The 18,410-nt window shown below is 39.0% G+C and carries 17 protein-coding genes; 6 read left to right on the top strand and 11 right to left on the bottom strand.

The genetic code is table 11. From position 1 onward, the window contains the following. Positions 1-38: 38 nt before the first annotated feature. The 7 genes from SKC36_RS06780 to SKC36_RS06750 form a co-directional block, all read right to left on the bottom strand. The gene (locus SKC36_RS06780) at positions 39-968 is read right to left on the bottom strand and encodes a hydroxypyruvate isomerase family protein (protein ID WP_459453597.1); all 930 of its coding nucleotides are present in this window, start codon (positions 966-968) and stop codon (positions 39-41) included. 2 nt (positions 969-970) lie between these two features. Then, complete coding sequence (locus SKC36_RS06775; protein WP_459465325.1) at positions 971-4,024, bottom strand: PVC-type heme-binding CxxCH protein; 3,054 nt, start codon at positions 4,022-4,024, stop codon at positions 971-973. A 75-nt stretch (positions 4,025-4,099) separates the two neighbouring features. Next, positions 4,100-5,137: a glycosyltransferase family 2 protein gene (locus SKC36_RS06770; protein WP_459465323.1), complete on the bottom strand. Its 1,038-nt coding sequence runs from the start codon at positions 5,135-5,137 to the stop codon at positions 4,100-4,102. Next, entirely contained in the window at positions 5,137-6,081 is a 945-nt protein-coding gene (locus SKC36_RS06765) for a glycoside hydrolase family protein (protein ID WP_459465321.1), read from the bottom strand. Before SKC36_RS06765 ends, SKC36_RS06770 begins: the two co-directional genes overlap by 1 nt. A 49-nt stretch (positions 6,082-6,130) precedes the next feature. Next, on the bottom strand, positions 6,131-6,877 hold the full coding sequence (locus SKC36_RS06760; protein ID WP_459465319.1) for an NIPSNAP family protein: 747 nt from the start codon (positions 6,875-6,877) through the stop codon (positions 6,131-6,133). Between the two features lie 270 nt (positions 6,878-7,147). Beyond that, positions 7,148-7,720 carry a hypothetical protein gene (locus tag SKC36_RS06755; protein ID WP_459453604.1) on the bottom strand — a complete coding sequence of 191 codons (573 nt, stop codon included), beginning with the start codon at positions 7,718-7,720 and terminating at the stop codon, positions 7,148-7,150. A gap of 63 nt (positions 7,721-7,783) precedes the next feature. Then, the gene (locus tag SKC36_RS06750) at positions 7,784-8,956 is read right to left on the bottom strand and encodes a PepSY-like domain-containing protein (RefSeq protein ID WP_459453606.1); all 1,173 of its coding nucleotides are present in this window, start codon (positions 8,954-8,956) and stop codon (positions 7,784-7,786) included. A 204-nt stretch (positions 8,957-9,160) separates the two neighbouring features. Here SKC36_RS06750 and SKC36_RS06745 point away from each other — a divergent pair, with 204 nt between their 5' ends. Together SKC36_RS06745 and lgt are read left to right on the top strand one after the other, a co-directional pair. After that, the gene (locus tag SKC36_RS06745) at positions 9,161-9,304 is read left to right on the top strand and encodes a hypothetical protein (RefSeq protein ID WP_459453608.1); all 144 of its coding nucleotides are present in this window, start codon (positions 9,161-9,163) and stop codon (positions 9,302-9,304) included. Positions 9,305-9,381: 77 nt separating this feature from the next. After that, positions 9,382-10,218 (top strand): prolipoprotein diacylglyceryl transferase, encoded by an 837-nt coding sequence (gene lgt, locus SKC36_RS06740; RefSeq protein WP_459453610.1) that lies wholly within the window; start codon positions 9,382-9,384, stop codon positions 10,216-10,218. 8 nt (positions 10,219-10,226) lie between these two features. On the opposite strand, the gene SKC36_RS06735 is transcribed toward lgt, so the two are convergent. From SKC36_RS06735 to SKC36_RS06725, 3 genes are read right to left on the bottom strand one after another with little or no spacing between them, the layout of a single operon-like run. After that, positions 10,227-11,234: an aminotransferase class I/II-fold pyridoxal phosphate-dependent enzyme gene (locus SKC36_RS06735; RefSeq protein ID WP_459465317.1), complete on the bottom strand. Its 1,008-nt coding sequence runs from the start codon at positions 11,232-11,234 to the stop codon at positions 10,227-10,229. Further along, a complete protein-coding gene (locus SKC36_RS06730; protein WP_459453612.1) occupies positions 11,227-12,249 on the bottom strand; it encodes a dipeptide epimerase in 1,023 nt (340 codons plus the stop codon). Before SKC36_RS06730 ends, SKC36_RS06735 begins: the two co-directional genes overlap by 8 nt. A gap of 2 nt (positions 12,250-12,251) precedes the next feature. Further along, complete coding sequence (locus tag SKC36_RS06725) at positions 12,252-13,409, bottom strand: molybdopterin molybdotransferase MoeA (protein WP_459465315.1); 1,158 nt, start codon at positions 13,407-13,409, stop codon at positions 12,252-12,254. Positions 13,410-13,497: 88 nt separating this feature from the next. On the opposite strand from SKC36_RS06725, the gene moaC reads away from it, so the two are divergent. Further along, positions 13,498-13,971: a cyclic pyranopterin monophosphate synthase MoaC gene (gene moaC / locus SKC36_RS06720; RefSeq protein WP_459453614.1), complete on the top strand. Its 474-nt coding sequence runs from the start codon at positions 13,498-13,500 to the stop codon at positions 13,969-13,971. Between the two features lies 1 nt (position 13,972). Next, complete coding sequence (locus SKC36_RS06715; RefSeq protein ID WP_459453615.1) at positions 13,973-14,632, top strand: thiamine diphosphokinase; 660 nt, start codon at positions 13,973-13,975, stop codon at positions 14,630-14,632. On the opposite strand, the gene SKC36_RS06710 is transcribed toward SKC36_RS06715, so the two are convergent. Then, positions 14,629-15,885 carry a replication-associated recombination protein A gene (locus SKC36_RS06710; RefSeq protein ID WP_459465313.1) on the bottom strand — a complete coding sequence of 419 codons (1,257 nt, stop codon included), beginning with the start codon at positions 15,883-15,885 and terminating at the stop codon, positions 14,629-14,631. The two genes, SKC36_RS06715 and SKC36_RS06710, sit on opposite strands and share 4 nt — an antisense overlap. A gap of 131 nt (positions 15,886-16,016) precedes the next feature. Here SKC36_RS06710 and SKC36_RS06705 point away from each other — a divergent pair, with 131 nt between their 5' ends. Then, on the top strand, positions 16,017-16,940 hold the full coding sequence (locus SKC36_RS06705) for a sugar phosphate isomerase/epimerase family protein (protein ID WP_459453617.1): 924 nt from the start codon (positions 16,017-16,019) through the stop codon (positions 16,938-16,940). Positions 16,941-17,066: 126 nt separating this feature from the next. Then, positions 17,067-18,401 (top strand): amidohydrolase, encoded by a 1,335-nt coding sequence (locus SKC36_RS06700; protein WP_459465311.1) that lies wholly within the window; start codon positions 17,067-17,069, stop codon positions 18,399-18,401. Positions 18,402-18,410 lie beyond the last annotated feature (9 nt).

Raw genomic sequence — 18,410 nt, 5'->3', positions numbered from 1 at the left:
TTTAAATATAAAGGTAGTATTCCAAATTTTCGATGGAATTATCCTTTGTCTTCCTTTCGATAAGCCTCAATTAATTTTACCTCACCGTCCTTACCAGGATAGAAATTTCCGTGTTCCATTCCCAATACACCAGTATAACCTTTCTTTCTTAGGTGCTTAAAAATGTTGGCATGGTTTACCTCACCTGTGGTAGGTTCTTTTCTGCCTGGATTATCCCCAATCTGCATGTAGGCGATTTCTTCCCAGCATAAATCCATATTTGCAATCATGTTTCCTTCATTGCGCTGCATGTGATACATGTCAAATAAAATCTTACAAGCAGGACTGCCTACAGCTCTGCAAATCATATACGTTTGATCTGAATAGCGTAAGAATAAATCGGGATTATCACTTAATGGCTCTAAAACCATTGTTAAATTATGGGGTTCAAAAATTTCGGCTCCACGTTTTAGGTTATCAATCACATGGCCAGTTTGAATACCTAGTGGTAGTTTACGGCTGAAATTTCCTGGGACAACAGTCATCCATTTGGCATTACAGCGTTTGGCTGTTTCAACCGCCGTTTTACATGCTTTCAAAAACATTTCCGTAGCTTCTTTTTTGCCAGTGGTCATGTGTTGGGTATCAAAAAAGCCATCAAATTTAACCACAAAAACACCCATGGTCATACCTAGTTTAGTCAATGTATCACCGATTTTCGCTTGAAGCTCAGGGCTTTTAGCCATCATATCATTGTCTTCCAAGGCACGAAATCCCATTTCATGCATGAATTTTAATTGGTCTATTTCATCATTTCCAGCATGATTTTTAAACATGCCAAAATGGGGGGCATACTTTAAACTAAAAGGAGGTTCTGCAGCTAGGCTGTGTAATTGACTCGATGAAGCAGCTAAAGTAGGCTGGCTACTTGTAATACCTGCTCCTAATAAGCTTCCGCCCATCATTTGGGCAAAGGAACGACGATCCATGTTTATTTCTTTTTTAAGGTAGTTAAATATTCGACAAGGTTGACTAAATCTGTGGTGCTCATAGCATCAGCTAATCCTTCTGGCATCATGGAATTAGGTAATTGTTTGACTGATTTCAAAGCGGAGGTTTTGAAATTCTGAATGGTACCTCCTGGTAATTTTAAAATGATATCTGTTTCATTTTTTGAACTGATTATTCCTTGATGGCTTTCTCCTGATTTGGTTAAAATTTCATAGGTTTCATAGCCAAAGTTTATTCCTGCATTTGGATGTAAAATCGAAACATACATGCCATCGCGAGATAATTTTGAACCAATCTCAGTCAGTTTAGGGCCAAAATCAATACCTTCTTGGTATACTTGGTGACACATCGAGCATTGGTTTACAAAGACCTTAATTCCTGCTTGCGCATTTCCTTTTTGACTCAATAAGGTATTTAAATCAGGATGTTTGGTTTTGGTATTTGTACTACTTCCACCTAGGTAAGAATTAGCTTCCATCCGAACCGCTTTTTTCCAGGTTCTACTTACGCTTTCCACCACGGATGGAATGAATTCAGCACTTACTTTTTTATTTTTTAAGATATCCAGCACAAAATTCTCCCCATTGGCAGAATTGCCTAAACTCCTTGCGGCTTCTTTTCTAATGCTCATAGGCAGGTTTTTCTGATTCATGGCATCAAATAATAGCGATAAAGTACTTGGTTGTCCAATCCAACGAATGGATTCAATGATGGCTTTTTGTTGGTCTTCATTACCTTTTTGGAATGTTTGGGTAATTAGCTCAGCACCACCTGCTAATTTATACATGATGGAGCCCGCTTTTCTGCTTTGTTTGCCAGCCAAAATCATTTGAAGGACTTTTCCTTTCTCTTCCTGCAGCTCATATTTTTCTACTAATTCCAAGTACTCATTTTCTGAGGTCTTAGGAAGTAAATCACGTAATACCTTTTTGGCATCAGCGTTGGAAGCTATGAAAGACGGGTTGATATGCCTTAAGCCAACTAGCTGAGCCTCTGTTTGTCCCTGAAAGTTTTTAGCAATTAAATCAATCAGCATGCCTGATTTTTTATCGCTTGGAATAAAATCGAGTGCTCTGAAATAGCGAAGTTTTTGAGATAAATCCTGATTGCTTTTTAATTCATTAAAAATATAGGATAAAGCTATTTCAGTTCTTGACCTCCATATGACATCTTGGAATGCCAGCGAATTGGCATTAGGAGATGTGGCCAAATAAGCTTGTAATCGGGTATTCCAATGTCCATCTGCTCCTATGCCTAAAGCTTCTAAATACCAACGATCTTGACCTTGGTGCTGTTGAGCTAAGAGTGCCCAAATCGCATCTGCTTGTGGATCATGGATATGGCGTAAGGCAATGGCCAGTTCTCTACGAACTTGTGGATTTTCATCTTTAGCCCAAATGGAAGCCCATTCTTTCCATTGATTAAAATTTGACCTTTTGGCCTGACGAATTGCCATCATTCGAATATCTGAATTGGCATCTTTGGCCGCTAAAGTCAAATATTTTTGAGCTTGACTAGTTTTCATTAGCGCCCAGAAAGCACGCGCTTTCATGCGTGGATTCGGATTGTTTTGATAAGAATTTTCTAAGGCAGCTTCAGCGGATTTGCCCCAGCTCATTAATTTTTTAAAAGCTAAGTACCTTTGAGCCAAATTGGGGTTTTCTAAGGCTTTGATGGCATTTTCAGGAGAACTTAGGCTCATGGCTTTTACCTGATAGGCATGTCCTTTGGGAGCAACTCGATAAATTCTACCACGCGTTTGATCCCCAGCTTGATGTCCCCCGACACCCGGATCGTACCAATCTGCTATAAATAAAGATCCATCTGGAGCGGCCGTCACATCTGCTGGTCTAAACCATTGGTCATTTACACCTTCTACCAGGGGCAAGATACTAGCTTCAAAACCAGCACCTTGGGCCTTGACAGGATAACTTCGCACCACATTAGGGCCAGCGTCACAATGTATCATTTGATTTTGGAATGCTTTGGGTAAAAGATTTCCTTCATATAAAATCATTCCTGTTGGCGAGCCTGAGCCTGTTTGCAATAAATTGGGAACCACACCTGGGTCATTTAAGTGCCAATGTCTTCTCGGAATTTCAGGTTCAATATTGGTTCGATTAGCCGACCAGCCTGCGTCACTTATTTCATCGCGATATCCATAGTTCCCATGCTCCATTACAAAATTGATGCGCACTCCTTTGTTCCCGTCATCATCATTATCAGATTGCCAAAGTCCTCCATAAGAATCAACGGCCACTTCGTAATTGTTTCTGAAATTATGACCTAATACTTCTACTTGGGAACCATCTATATTGCAGCGGAAGACCATGCCTTGTTTGTATTTTTTGGGTCCAATGGGGTCTCCATCCTGATCCAATACAGCTTTACCTTGAGCGTCTAATAATTGTCCACCTTCATTTCCAAAGTTGAAATACAGTTTTCCGTCGGGGCCAAAAGTAAAAGCATGGGCTCCATGGTCATGTTGCTCTCCTCCAATTCCTTGAAACATCACTTCTTTACGATCCGCTTTTCCATCTCGGTTATCATCAAACATTTTCCAGATGTAGGGACTTTGCGATACAATGACCATGGAATCCAATACGGCAATGCCCAAAGGAGCATTTAATTCGGGTGATTGGTAGAAAATTTTTCTGGAATCTGCTTTCCCATCACCATTGGTATCTTCTAAAATCAATACCCGGTCTCCGAGTGAATTCGTAGGGTTTCCATTGATATTAGGGCGATAGTTATAAGCTTCTACTACCCATACACGACCTTGTGCATCCACATCGATATTGGTGGGATTTTGAAGCATCGGTTCAGAGGCAAATAAGGTGATCTCTAATTCAGGATGTATTTTTAAGCCTTTTAGGGCATTTTCAGTCTGTCTTTTTTGTGATTCAGTTAAGGAATCTAATAAGGTTTGTCCCCAGCGGGCCGATTGGTTTTTGTAAAAAGAGGATGCAAATAATAAGGCAAAAAGGGAAATTGCCGTTAAAAAAATAGGCTTTTTAGAAGATGTCCAATTCATGAGTTTATGGTTTTCCGTAGAATACCCATAAATTTCAATTAAAACCCTGTAAAATCCTAATGGCCTTATCCTGATTTATGAACGAATTCCCAAAAATTGGTTAATTTTTTTTCGGAAAGCCAAATAAGCTAAAAAGGAATCAGCCGTAAAAACGTGCTCTTTAAAAAGTCTTTTCCAGTCATCTAGACTCAGTTTTTTAGGTGAATGAGCGCTGGCTTTCCATAAATAGTAACTTCTTTTAAGGAAAGAGTTTTCATTTTCCGTAATTCTAGTTAGCAGCAAATGGTATTCAAATAAAATTGGCTGAATTAAATGTTGGTATTTAGCATGGGTATATTCATTGATTTTGGAATACATGAATATACGGTTATGTATAAATGCAGCTGATTTATTGCTATCTGTATAACTCATTCCCCCTTCGTTTTTTCGATATACGGACATTGTTTGAGGAAGGTAGGCGATGGGACCTTCCTCCGCAAGAATGACGTATAATGGAATGTCACCACTTTTAGAGTGAAAAAACCAATCGGGAAGAGTTTGTACTAATTTTTTCCTCATCATGACACTGGCGGTTGCCATAAACCAAGCCTCTCTTTCTTTCAATAAATCTGTGGAGTAGATCCAAGGGGCTTGGTCTTCCGGATTAATTAATGTGGGTTTTCTTCCGCTACCATCTTCATAGATGATTTGAGCATTGTGAAAACAGGCAGATGCCTCCGGATGACTATCTAAAAAATCTACTTGCTTTTGGAGTTTATCAGGCGAAGTCCAATAATCGTCACCTTCAATGTGAACGATATATTCCCCTTGGCAATCAAAAAAACAATGAAGAAAATTCACTTTCGCTCCTACATTTTCTGGGCGAATGTAGGCTTTGATTTTATCCGGAAAGCGGTCCGCATAGGATTTAACCAGTGAAGCGGTTTGGTCAGGTGAATGATCTTCACCGATGATAATTTCAAATTCAAAATTGGTTTTTTGCTGTAGAATATTATCCAAACAAGTTTGGATAAAGTCTTCATGCTTGTAGGTAATTAGGCAAACAGAAACTTTGGGATGTTTCGGCGTTTGCGGCTTGCCATAAAGCTGATGGTTCAAATAGCTAAAATCCATTATTTTTCCTCTAAAATGGCATAACCTACCCCGGTTTGACCGAAATGATTTCCATTGTAAAATAGAATAGTTTTTTCTTGATGACGAATCACAAGTGGGTATTCAATCATTTCATAGTCCCAATCTTGTTCATTGTCACTGACATCTATACCCGCCAAACCTTCTTGTCTTTCCCAATGGATTCCATCCTTTGATTCCGCATAATATATTCGATAGGAACGATCACGATTGCTGCGGTAGTCGGTACATGCCCGAGCTGAAAACCACATTTTGAAAACCCCATTTTCAATAAGTACGGTAGGTCTTGAAATTCCCCCTTCTACCTCATCTCGGTAATCGATGGCCACTTGACCTTTTCTATCCCAGTTGATACCATCAATGGATTCGGCATATTTAATATGGTAGCATGGCTCCATTAAACTACCATCAGGAAGCCAATGGGTACAATTTAAGTACCATACTTTATATTTACCTTGATCATATAGAAAACAAGCTGAACCATTGAAAAAGGGTTCAGTAGCAGTTGTACTTATGATTGGCCCTTCGAATTTTTTTTGGAAATGAACACCATCCGAGGAATATGCTAAGCCTAAGGCATTGTGGTAGGGAATGGTATTTCTGACGGTCCATCCAATGTAATATAGCCATTTTTCATCCCCATTTTGCAAAAACCAAGTAGGCATGATGCCGCAATCATCAAAAGTTCCAGGAGCCCCTAAGCTTAATATAGGCTCGGGATGAACATAAAGTACATTGGATAAATTTTGAGAATCTAGATCAATGAAAGAGGCTTGGCAACGCCCCTTAGAATCTCGGGCGGAATAATACAAACGGATGCGGTCCGAGTAATTGGTATCAGCACATACAACATGTGCATATTTTTTTTGATTCCATTCAGATTGCCCGTCTGGACAAAAGATGAGTCCTTGTTTATTCCAACGCATATTATTTCTTTGTTGTCCCGAATTTTCGGGACAACAAAGATACAAAGCTTTATCGGATAGTTGAAAAAGTCGTTGGATGCATGTAGATAGATTCTACTTTATCTACAATTTTTCCGTTCTTTTCTGATTCGTCACGTACTTTAATCCAATTGGGATCTTTTCTGAATTCATCGAAAGAAGCTTTTCCGGCAGCTTCACTATCATGGGCCAACAAGTACACTAATCGAGGTTGTACATTTGGATCTTTTTCAATGGTCTTGAAGTAAGCAATGTTTGTCATACCATGCTTCTTGAACAATTTAGTTGTATGGTTTCTAAAACGAGCCAAGATGTCTTCAATGTGGTTGGGTGTCGCCGTGTAAGTTCTTAATTCAATTGCACGATCTACACTTTTGTGAGAAGGCTTAATTTTTGGACTAAAGTCCGTAGCCATCATAAAAGTACTTTCTACTTTAGCTACGATTTTACCCGATTCTTCTGATTTTTTTGCTACTTCTTTCCACTCTGGATCACGGCCAAAACGCTTCCATGAACTATCACGCTCTACTTGATTTGGGTATGATAAAATGTAATAAAGTGCATTTTTCTCATTGTTATTTGGAATCCAATAGCCCACGTTGGTCATACCATGTTTTTCGAAAATTTTGGTCGTGTGATTGGTGAATCGTTGGATCAAAGCATCTAATCTACCTGGGTGGCAATAGTATACGCGTAATTCGTAATAACGACTATCGGGTTTTTTGGCAATCATCTGTGTGGATACGAATAATAGGAGGAGGGTTAATAATTTTTTCATAGGTAATGATGGGGTAAAATGGATATTGTTTTTGTTTATGTATGGGCTTGGTACTTGGATTTATTAACTTTTCGCGACTCAGATTTGTTAACTTTTCACGACTCAGGGGACTCAGATTTGTCAACTCTTGAAGAGTTGACAAATCTAAACCAAAATCTAAACCAAATTCAAACCCAAATAATTTTATAGAGATTATTCTTTAGGCAAAGGTATGATTTGAATTAAGTTTTTTATCCTGCTTTCTGATTATTTTAATCAATGTTCTGGTTTTTAGGCACCTAATCGATTTGAAAGGATTTTATGGACCAAAAGAAAAAGCATTTCTGGTTTGGCAGTTCGCCAATTGGGTATTTGTAATGTTCCTCCAAAATTGATGTAATAATCGATTTTGTATTTATTCCATTCTTTTTCAATGAATTCAGGGAAACACAGTCCCGCAATCCAACCGTCTTCTATTTCCTCAAACCATTCTGCATAATAATCATCTTCCCAAGAACCATGAAAATTAAATACATTTTCACCTACCAAAATAAAATATTTTATTCCAGCGGCCAATAAATGATCGATTACCCCTCGCTTGAGCAACATGATGTCATTGTGCAAGGTGTCATTCCATTCTCCCATTAATTCAATAATACTATACTGTAATCCGTAATCCGTAAATAGTATTTTACAATAAAGCGTTTCCGAATCTATATCATCCCAAAGAGGATGTATGTAATAGCTGTAGATGGTATGGACATATTCTGTACTTGAGTATGTTCTCCCATAAAATGGCGACTTAGGGTCATGGGAAGCATTGTATATCGATTCCCATTGATAGGAAGGTTCTATTTCTTGCATAGCACTCGAAATAACAAAAAAAGGCTTGCGAGAGCAAGCCTTTTTAAACAATCAACCTAATAATTAAAGTTTACGTGCACTCTTGAAATTTCCAGAGAGGTCAAATTCAACTTTATACTTTTTATCAGCCAAACTAATAATGACTTCAATTTCATAGGCTGCACCATCTTTACTAACAGAAACAGCTTTTGTCAAGACCCATCCAGCATATGTTTTATCTAAGTAGGCGATGGCTGCCGAAGGGATTTTGTCTTTAGTGATTTCCGTTACCTGGAAATTTGCAGGGTTTGGATTATCCTTTGGTCCTTTACCTGCATTTGCTACATATTTGAAATCTTTGTCAAACATATATGCCTGAGATACTCCGGCTACACTAACAACTACATGGTAGTGTATGGTTACATTATCTTTTTGCACTGAAATGGCATTTTTTAATGTCCATCCAGCAGCATTTTTATTTAAATAATCTACAATGGCTTGGGGAAGTGTCGTCAGTTCGGTTTTAACAATTTTGACATCATCTTTACTTTCTTCTTCACTAGAAAGTATTTTTCCTGAGGCATCTATTTTTAAATCCCACACTTTACCATCTTTTTCAGCATGAATATGGTAAGTAGCTACTCCGCTTCCATCCAAACGAAGTACCGCATTTTTAAATGTATAAGAACTAATGGCTGATTGAACGGCAGCTGGAAGTTCTGTTAGCGCTAATTTGCTGACAGCCGCTCCCATACCTTTTCCTCCTTTTTCACCTTTTTTACCTTCAATGGTGGAAATCATGGCACCCGTTTCATCAAATAAAATAGAATAAACCGTGGATTCCACTTTAATTTCTACTCGGTAAGTAATAGGAGTACCTGAAGTCTTTTTACCAGCATGTAGGAATGTATAGGTGCTATACTTTTGTTTCAAGTAAGTAGTAATGGCGGCTGGTAATTCAGCTTCGGTAATTTTGGTGAAAGCTTCTTTGATTTCACCCGTTTTATTTAAAACGACTTGCGATTCAGTATTGCTGACAACAATGTTGGCACCATACAGTGAATTACTTTGTAATACATAATAATCTACCTGAGCAGAGGGATAGGTGTTGGTGATAGTTGTTTTAACAGCAGTGGGAATAACATTCTGGCTAACAAAGCCAGTGGCATCTGAGCTAGGATTTAATGCATCCTCTTTTGAGCAGCTTGCTAAACCAAGGCTAGCTACTAGGGCGATTGTAAGCAATTGATTTTTCATAAGTATAAAATTTAATTTGACTGTTAAACGCCTATTGTTTTTGTTTTCGTATCAAAAATATAGCATGTATCGTTACGCTCATGCAACCAATCGACCAATGGGCGCATCTTGACTACCAATCATCACAAATAAATAAATAATTATAGTACCTTGTATTGCAAAGTACTATATGTTTACTACATTTGTCTATCAATCAATAAACATATGAAAAAGAAAGTTGCTGTTCTATTAATACTAGGTGTACTTTTTGCCTCAGATTCTTTTGCTTTAGGTTTCCCACATCGTTTATTTCCTGCCAAAGTGTTAAAGAAGGCAGTAAGTTTCGTTATCCCTAAGGTTCAAAAATAATTTTCGCTTACAGGACGTTTGGCAATTATCCTAAATTTTATCTTAAATTTGGATTGCTATATTTAACGTCAATCCCCATGATTTTATCGTTTATTGATTGGAATCCCGATCCAACTATTTTTGAATTGTTCGGATTTCCAGTTCGTTGGTACGGACTTTGTTTTGCCATGGCTTTTTTAGCGGGCTTTCAAGTATTAAGTTATATTTTTAAAAAGGAGGGGAGACCTGTCGAACAAGCTGATCATTTGTTGATTTATGCCATGGTAGCTACGGTAATCGGTGCACGGGTAGGGCATTATTTCTTCTATGAATTTCCCCTATTACAATCTGACCCCATTCGCTTTTTTACTCAAATGATTATTCCTCCCTATTCAGGTTTGGCATCCCATGGCGCAGGAATTGGATTATTCACAGCATTTTATTTGTATACCAAAAAATATCCAGGTCAGTCTTATTTGTATGTAACCGACCGCGTGGTGCCTACAGTGGCCTTGGGTGGTTTCTTTATACGTATGGGAAACTTAATGAATTCCGAAATTGTGGGAAAGCCTACATCATTGCCTTGGGGTTTTAAATTTTATCGAGATACTGAATTCAATTCCATGGGAAATGCCGAAGTACTTGCAAGGCATCCTTCACAACTCTATGAGGCACTTTCTTGCCTTGTACTTTTCTTTATAATTATGTGGTTTTGGTCCCGAAAAAAGGAAAAAACTCCAGAAGGCCTTATCACGGGTTGGTTTATGATCGTTCTTTTTGCTTTACGTTTCCTTTATGAATTTTTAAAAGAAAACCAGAGCGAATTTGAAAATTACATGACTTTAAATATGGGTCAAATTTTATCTATTCCAGCCATGTTATTTGGTCTAAGCGTTTTACTTTATGCCAAGAAAAAGAATGCGAGCCTGAACTAATTTATCGACTATTCTTGAAGAAGCTGACTTAATTCCATTATGTCAGCTTTTTTTAATGTCGCATGAATCGATGCTCTTCCTATGGCCGGGTCATTCCATTGTGGATAAGAAAACTGATTCATTTTAAATCCATGATTTTCTAATTTCTGTATGATTTTTTCATTCGTGGTACAGAAGGATGGATGGCCTGGCGCCCAAATCACAGAGGATGCAGATAAACTAGATTGAAATAGTATCACGTTTTCAGTCAATATTTCCCTTTGTTCTTCATAGGCTTTATGGGCGTGCAAACATGCATAACAAAAGGCCAAATTCGGAGGAGAACTACCAATCCATAAGGAATCTTTCTTGATTTCATCTATCAAAGATTGGGAACCCATAATTATGCCCGCAGGTATACCATAAGCCTTGGATAAAGAGGCTGTTTGAAGTAATTGAGCTAAACTATTTATTTGAATATCTTGGACACCAATGCGGTGGGATTCATCGATCAATAGGAATTGCTCTTGATGTAGGTCTTCGGTCCAATTAAAATCAAATAACTCAACAAAAGGCGTTCTGATGCCATCTGTACCTATAATTTTTATCTTTTCCTTGATTCCATGTTGAATCCATGATGTTCGACTTCCATCAAATGGGGAATGTTGAAATGTGGAAATGGCAGGATGGGAATAGGGAGCCAAAGAATAACGGGCACTTGGGTATTGTTTCAATAAAAATTGAAGAGCTATTTGACCAGCTGCAAATCCAGAGGAGCAAAGAGCTGCCGCTTCATGACCTTGTTTTTCAGCCAAAGTATTTTCTAAATCATTCCAAACGGAAAACTGAATATTGTTTTTTCTTGAGCTGCCCCAGTTTTGAGGGAATAGGTCTATCCCTTTTTTTAGTTTCTCATTAAACAAAGGATGTTCCCCAATTCCCAAATAATTTGTGCCTCCTAACCATCGATACGGTTTTCCTTCTACCTCAATGATTCGTCCAGGAATGGAATGCGCAAAATGTCTAAAATTAGTCATGCTTTATCAGTTTTGCCCCAGTTCCTCCACCTTTGGCATAGATAACTTGACCATAATCAATGCGTATGCCTTGGGAAATAGTATCTTCCACTAATAAACATCCATCCATATCTACATAATCCAACATAGGTAGTAATTGGGCAATGGCCGAACAGCCAATCGTGGATTCAGTCATACAACCCACCATGATTTTTAAACCTAATTTTCGACCTTGCTGAATCATCCTCAAAGCGGGGGTAATTCCTCCGCATTTCATGAGTTTGATATTGATGCCGTGGAAATAGTCAGCGCAGCGAGAAACATCTGTTTCAACGATGCAGCTTTCATCAGCTATAATGGGCAATACTGATTCTTTTTTCAATATTTTCATACCTTCCCAATCAGTAGCTGGTAGTGGTTGTTCAATAAATTCCACGCCTAATACCTTTAATTTCGGGGCAAATTCCAAAGTCTGCTCGACTGTCCAAGCGGTATTCGCATCAACTCGAAAAACCGCATCGGTTTCTTTTCTTAAGGCTTCGATAATTTCAATATCCTGCTTGGTACCAAGTTTGATTTTATACAGGGGGAATGGCATTTCTTTCATTTTAGAGACCATTACTTCGATACTATCCATGCCTATCGTATAATCGGTGATTGGATTTTTTGAAATATCTAGTCCCCATAATTGGTACAAAGCTTTATCATGCGTTTTTCCCCATAAATCCCAATATGCTACGTCCAATGCACATAAAGCAAAGGGGTGGTCGTCCAACAAATATTGGGACATCATTTTCCAGAAATCATTTGGATGCGGAAGAATATCACTGGGTAAAAAGGATCGAATAAGCTCCAGTTGCTGCTTCATTTTTTCCATGGTCACCCCATAGTAAGGAGTTTCCGTAGCTTCCCCAAAACCACTTTTCCCATGCCAGCTTAATTCTACAATCAGGGTAGGTTGTACATCCCTCGATTCATGCGTAATCGTGAAAGTATGTTTCAAAGGCAAGTCGAAAGTATGTACATGCAATTCCATAGCTACAAAGGGAAATAGATTAATTCATCACTGGGATCGTTTGCTTTTTGCCAAGCCAAAGCATTGGCATGCTGCCAATGCACCAAATCTCCAGAACCATTATGTTTCAATACCACAGCTTCACTCTCCGTGGTCCACTGAATCGGAATCCAATGATCTAAATTGGCCAATGGAGGCTGTAAACCTTTTATTTTAACTTGAGGGAATGGAGTAGTTTGATCTTGTATCCAAGATAAAAAATAAATAGAAAAACACACCAAGGTTGAGATAGGATTTCCTGGAAATGCAAAAATCACTTTTCCATCTTCTCTACTTCCTACCCAAAGCGGCTTACCTGGTTTTTGAGCAATTTTATGAAATTTAGCTTCAAACCCCAATTCCTTTAAAATACCGGGTATATAATCTTTTTTACCTGCCGAAACTCCTCCAGAAAGTAAAATGATATCATTTTTTGTTAGGCTGGCTAGCAAAGAATTTTTAATCAGATTGGGGTCATCTGGTAAATGATGATGTTCCGATGCTATTCCCAAATTTTGTAAGGACGATTGCATCATGATGGAATTAGAACATCTAATCTGATGTTCTAAGGGTTTTGATTCAATAGGAACTAACTCATCACCTGTTGAAAAAACACTAATTTCTCCTAGGCTTTTTATCCACAAATGGGAATATCCGACACTTGCCGCAATGGCAATGTGATTGGCTTTTAACCGGGTTCCTTTCTTTAATATGACTTGTCCTTGTCGGATGTCGCTTCCTTGCTGATGAATGAAACTGCCTTTCTCGATGGTTTCATGTTGACAGGAAACCCATTTTTGACCCTCTTTTTCAAAGAATGTTAAATCCTCTACTTTAATGACTGCCACACAGTTTTTAGGTAGCGGGGAACCTGTCATAATTTCCCAGGCACCATCTGCATGCATCAGACTTTTCTGGGGTTCACCTGCATAGGCTGTACCTTCCAATACCCATTCCCTTCGGTTTATATTTCCCAGGGCAATACCGTCCATCATGACGCGGTCAAAAGGAGGGAAGTCGCGATCTGCCAATAAATCTTCCATTAAAATACCTCCCAAGCATTGAATTAATGGGCGGTGATTTTTTTGGCGAGGGATTGGTATTTCTTTGAGTATTTGAAAGGCTTCTTGTGGCTTAATCATATCTTTTCTTGTGGCTTAATCTATAAATTTCTAAAAAAATCGCTGAAATGACTCAATAGATGTATTTTTGTTTTCAATTAGCATCATTATGGCAGCAGAATTTTCACATTTGGACTCGCAAAATCAACCTGGTATGGTGGATGTTGGAGCTAAAATAAGTACTACTAGAGAAGCCAAAGCTCAATCCATCGTGTATTTAGGGGCTGAAATCATTCAGCATTTCGAAGCGGCTGGTTGGCAAAATAAAAAAGGAAGTATTCTACAAACGGCCATCATTGCAGGTACTATGGCGGCCAAAAAAACGGGTGATTTAATTCCTCTTTGTCATCCGCTAGGACTTGATGCTTGTAGCTTTGAGATGGATGTTCAATCAGAAGAAATCATCATAACATGTACTTGTCGATTGCATGCCAAAACAGGAGTTGAAATGGAAGCCATGGTAGGAGCTAGTGTGGCTGCATTAACCATTTATGATATGTGTAAATCGGTCTCAAAGGGGCTCGTGATACGTGAAACTAAATTATTGTCGAAGTCTGGCGGCAAATCAGATTTTCAAGCTTAATATGTCATCTCATCACATCATTCGAGATAAGCAAGAACCTGCTTTAATCATAGCCAATGGAGAGGCATGTTCCATAGAAATACTTGAGCAATTACTCGAGTGGTCTCCTACGGTGATTGTCTTGGACGGAGCCTTGGAGCGGGTGATTGAACTGGGTATAAAAGTGGATGTTTGGTTGGGTGATTTTGATCGCTCATTCGCTTCAGGGAAAAATTATGATGATTACCCTTTGAAAAAAATCCATACCCCAGACCAAAATAAAACGGATTTAGAAAAAGCTTTTGATTATTTATTGGAAGAGGGATACCCTGGTGTCAATGTAGTTTGGGCGACAGGAAAACGCATGGATCATACGCTTAATAATTTTCACTCAATGGCTAGTTATGGTCGAAAATTGAAAATTGTCATGATAGATGATTACTCAGTGAGCTATTTGTTACCACCCGTATTTGAAAAGTGGTATCCAGCTGGTACTTCCATTTCCTTGATGCCCATGGCTGAAGCCAAACAAATCTCTAGTTCAGGATTATTGTATGAATTAGATGGCATGGATTTGTGCATCGGCCTTAGAACGGGCTCAAGTAATGTGACCAAAGCAGATGGAATGGTGAAAATAAGCTATGAGAGTGGTCAATTACTCTTGATGGAATGTCACGATTAATCTTCCTTTTTTGAATTTTTTTGCCTCATTTTTTCCTCAGCCGCATTTTGGGCAGCTTGATAAAATACCGGATTAACCTCCAATTCGGGCATGTAATTTTGCGCCACCCAATGTCCTGGATAATTGTGAGGATATTTATATGCTACCCCATAATTCATTTCCTTCATGAGTTTGGTTGGGGCATTTCTCAAGTGCAAGGGAACAGGTAGATTACCCGTTTTTTCCACAAAGGCCAAGGCCTCATCGATTGCCAAATAAGCTGAATTACTTTTGGGCGAATTAGCTAAATAGATCACGGTTTGAGAAAGAATGATACGGGATTCAGGGTTACCTATGACCCGAATGGATTCAAAACAAGCTTGAGCCAATAATAGGGCATTCGGATTGGCTAATCCAATATCCTCTGAGGCTAGGATTAGCAGTCGCCTGCCAATGAATTCCAAAGATTCTCCCCCTTGGAGCATCCTGGCCAACCAATAAATGGCTGCATTGGCATCGGAGCCTCGAATCGACTTGATGAATGCCGAAATAATATCATAATGTTGCTCTCCGTCTTTGTCGTAAAGCGCTAAGTTTTTTTGTAACCTTTCCGTAACTAAGGCATTAGTAATGTTAAGTTCATTGGAATTAGCCGAGCTAACGAGTAATTCAAACAAATTATACAACTTTCTGCCATCCCCTCCCGAAAAATGATAGAGTGCATCTGTCTCTTCCAAGGTGATTTTTTTCCCCTTAAATAGTGGATCTATCTGGATGGCCTTTTCCAACATTTGGACCATGTGTGATTCCAAAAGAGGTTGAAGTACATATACTTGGCAACGGGAAAGTAAAGCGGATATAACTTCAAAAGAGGGATTTTCTGTGGTGGCCCCGATTAAAGTAACGATTCCTTTTTCTACAGCACCTAATAAAGAGTCTTGTTGGGATTTAGAAAAACGGTGAATCTCATCAATAAAAAGGATGGGCGAATTGGCCTCAAACATCCTATTTTTTTTCGCTAATTCTAAGGTTTCCCTGACCTCTTTCACTCCGGAAGAAACCGCCGATAGCGTGTATATGGTTCTTTTTAAAGCTGTTGCTAACAGAGTAGCTAGGGTAGTTTTTCCCACACCCGGAGGCCCCCAAAGGATACAGGAGGGTAAATGTCCTGCATCAATAGCTCTTCGAAGTGGACCTTGAGGTCCCATCAAATGTTCTTGTCCAATATAATCCTCCAACAAAGAAGGACGCATTCGTTCGGCGAGCGGTTGCATAGTCTTCGAAGTTACGCTTTTTCTATAAAATCGTGGATGACAATTAAGTCACTTCAGATAAATAATCTCAGAAAAGGATAAAAAATTCAATTAGAATTCTAATTTTGAAAGATAAATAAATCTAAATAATTATGAATTCATCGCGTAGATCATTTTTACAGAAAGGAGCTATTGCTTTAGGAGCAGCAGCCTTCACTTCTTCGACATGGGAAGCTTTAGCCAATGCCAAAGCAAAGAAAATAGTAGGTGTTCAATTATACTCCATTCGGGAGGATATGAAAACAGACCCAATGGGTACTTTAACAAAATTGGCCGAAATGGGTTACAAATATGTTGAACATGCCAATTACGTCAACCGTAAGTTTTATGGTTGGTCTGCACAAGAATTTAGAAAGCGATTGGACGGTTTAGGATTAAAAATGCCGAGTGGTCATACTGTTATGGGTAAGCAACACTGGGATGAGTCTAAAAAGGAGTTTACGGATTTGTGGAAATATACAGTAGAAGATGCGGCGGTTTGCGGCCAAGAGATTGTCATCAGCCCATCTTTGGATAAGTCGATACGTACCTCATCGAGTTTATTCAAAACCTACATGGATGTTTTCAATAAGTCGGGTGAGTTATGCCAAAAGTCAGGCATGCGTTTTGGATACCACAACCATGATTTTGAATTTTCTGAGAAATTGGATGGAGTGACTTTGTTTGATTTAATCATGGAGAATACCGATTCAAAATTGGTAGCCCAGCAGCTGGATATAGGTAATATGATCAATGGCGGTGGAGTTCCTGCTGACATTTTAAAGAAATATCCTGGTCGTTTCGTATCCATGCACGTGAAAGATGAGATAGCCGCTGCAGCTGGTCATGGAGAAAAATATGAAAGTACCATTTTGGGTACGGGCATCATTTCTGTTTTGGAGATGGTGAAATTAGGCGAAAAGAAAGGCGGAACGAAGCATTTCATCATTGAGCAGGAATCTTATCAGGGCAAAAAGCCGATTGATTGCGTTAGAGAAGATTTGGAAATTATGAAGAAGTGGGGATACGCATCCTAAAGTAAGAAACATTAAGCTAAGTGATTTTATCATGAAGCTTAGTGATGTTTTTTTGTAAATTGCATCAACTCAATAATCAAGGAAAGAGCCCAGCTCTTTCCTTTTGTTTGCTATAAAAACTCGTATATGAAATCATTATTTACTTTACCAGCCTTATTGCTGATGGGTCCATGGGCTCTAGCGCAAGCTTCTCTGAAGCCCAGTATTAACCAGAAAGCTCAAGTCATTGAATCTAAAACCATTGCTTGGAGAAGGGATTTTCATGAACATCCTGAACTGGGAAATAATGAGGTTCGTACAGCGGGTATTATTGCGGCACATTTAAAATCCTTGGGGATAGAGGTACTAGAAAAAGTAGCAAAAACAGGTGTGGTTGGGATACTCAAAGGAGGAAAACCTGGACCGGTAGTTGCCTTACGGGCAGATATGGATGGTTTACCTGTCACTGAGCGCGGAGACTTAGCATTTAAGTCGAAGGTTACCACAGAATATAATGGCCAAAAAACAGGCATCATGCATGCTTGTGGGCATGATAGTCATATGGCCATATTGATGTCAGTAGCAGAAATTTTAGCCTCGGAAAAGGCTAATTTAGCTGGAACGGTCAAATTTATTTTTCAACCGGCTGAAGAAGGAGTGTATGGAGCGAGAGGAGAGAAAATTGTTTCCGGAGCTGAATTGATGGTTCAAGAGGGTGTCTTAGAAAATCCTAAAGTAGATGCCATATTTGGATTACATATCATGGCAGAAGCAGCTGCAGGAACGATTCAGTATCGTCCAGGAGCCACGATGGCTGCTGTGGACGAGTTGGATATTCAAGTAAAAGGAAAGCAAGCACATGGAGCCTATCCTTGGCAAGGCATAGACCCCATTGTTATTTCTTCCCAGATTATTATGGGATTGCAGACGATAGTTAGTCGGAATGTCAATTTGCCGGAGGACCCGGCCATCGTCACGGTAGGAGCTATTCATAGTGGTATTCGGTATAACATTATACCAGAGAATGCTAGTATGATTGGAACCATTAGGACTTTTGGTACGGAACAAAGAAAATTAGTGCACCAGCGGATTAAGGATATTGCTACGAACATTGCCAAGAGTGGCGGTGCGGAGGCAGATGTGCATATTGGAACGGGATACCCAGCTACAATAAATGATGTAAACTTGGTGGATAAAATGCTTCCTTCACTCATCGCCTTGAATGGTCGTGATAAGGTCTTATTAAAACCTGCTCATACAGGGGCAGAAGATTTTAGTTTTTTTCAAGAAAAGGTACCTGGATTCTTTTTCTTTTTAGGAGGAAGACCTTTGGATAAACTAAATGTGCCCGTAGCAAGTCATCATACCCCTGATTTTCAAATAGATGAGTCAGGTTTTGAGCTTGGAGTAAAGGCTTTGAGCCATTTGGTGGTCGATTATTTTGACCAAGCCATGCCTGCCACTAAAAAGAGTAAGAAATAAAAAATAGGA

Source organism: Aquirufa sp. OSTEICH-129A (genome assembly GCF_054558355.1).
The sequence above is the reverse complement of the archived record's forward strand: the minus strand, read 5'-3'. Positions and strand labels throughout refer to the sequence as shown.

What these genes read in the sequence shown, in the direction of transcription:
- SKC36_RS06760 (WP_459465319.1), bottom strand. Translation starts at nt 6,877, where the DNA reads ATGAAAAAATTATTAACCCTCCTCCTATTATTCGTATCCACACAGATG.
- SKC36_RS06770 (WP_459465323.1), bottom strand. Translation starts at nt 5,137, where the DNA reads ATGGATTTTAGCTATTTGAACCATCAGCTTTATGGCAAGCCGCAAACG.
- SKC36_RS06700 (WP_459465311.1), top strand. Translation starts at nt 17,067, where the DNA reads ATGAAATCATTATTTACTTTACCAGCCTTATTGCTGATGGGTCCATGG.
- SKC36_RS06705 (WP_459453617.1), top strand. Translation starts at nt 16,017, where the DNA reads ATGAATTCATCGCGTAGATCATTTTTACAGAAAGGAGCTATTGCTTTA.
- lgt (WP_459453610.1), top strand. Translation starts at nt 9,382, where the DNA reads ATGATTTTATCGTTTATTGATTGGAATCCCGATCCAACTATTTTTGAA.
- SKC36_RS06780 (WP_459453597.1), bottom strand. Translation starts at nt 968, where the DNA reads ATGGATCGTCGTTCCTTTGCCCAAATGATGGGCGGAAGCTTATTAGGA.
- SKC36_RS06755 (WP_459453604.1), bottom strand. Translation starts at nt 7,720, where the DNA reads ATGCAAGAAATAGAACCTTCCTATCAATGGGAATCGATATACAATGCT.
- SKC36_RS06730 (WP_459453612.1), bottom strand. Translation starts at nt 12,249, where the DNA reads ATGGAATTGCATGTACATACTTTCGACTTGCCTTTGAAACATACTTTC.
- SKC36_RS06725 (WP_459465315.1), bottom strand. Translation starts at nt 13,409, where the DNA reads ATGATTAAGCCACAAGAAGCCTTTCAAATACTCAAAGAAATACCAATC.
- SKC36_RS06715 (WP_459453615.1), top strand. Translation starts at nt 13,973, where the DNA reads ATGTCATCTCATCACATCATTCGAGATAAGCAAGAACCTGCTTTAATC.
- SKC36_RS06735 (WP_459465317.1), bottom strand. Translation starts at nt 11,234, where the DNA reads ATGACTAATTTTAGACATTTTGCGCATTCCATTCCTGGACGAATCATT.
- SKC36_RS06710 (WP_459465313.1), bottom strand. Translation starts at nt 15,885, where the DNA reads ATGCAACCGCTCGCCGAACGAATGCGTCCTTCTTTGTTGGAGGATTAT.
- SKC36_RS06775 (WP_459465325.1), bottom strand. Translation starts at nt 4,024, where the DNA reads ATGAATTGGACATCTTCTAAAAAGCCTATTTTTTTAACGGCAATTTCC.
- moaC (WP_459453614.1), top strand. Translation starts at nt 13,498, where the DNA reads ATGGCAGCAGAATTTTCACATTTGGACTCGCAAAATCAACCTGGTATG.
- SKC36_RS06765 (WP_459465321.1), bottom strand. Translation starts at nt 6,081, where the DNA reads ATGCGTTGGAATAAACAAGGACTCATCTTTTGTCCAGACGGGCAATCT.
- SKC36_RS06750 (WP_459453606.1), bottom strand. Translation starts at nt 8,956, where the DNA reads ATGAAAAATCAATTGCTTACAATCGCCCTAGTAGCTAGCCTTGGTTTA.
- SKC36_RS06745 (WP_459453608.1), top strand. Translation starts at nt 9,161, where the DNA reads ATGAAAAAGAAAGTTGCTGTTCTATTAATACTAGGTGTACTTTTTGCC.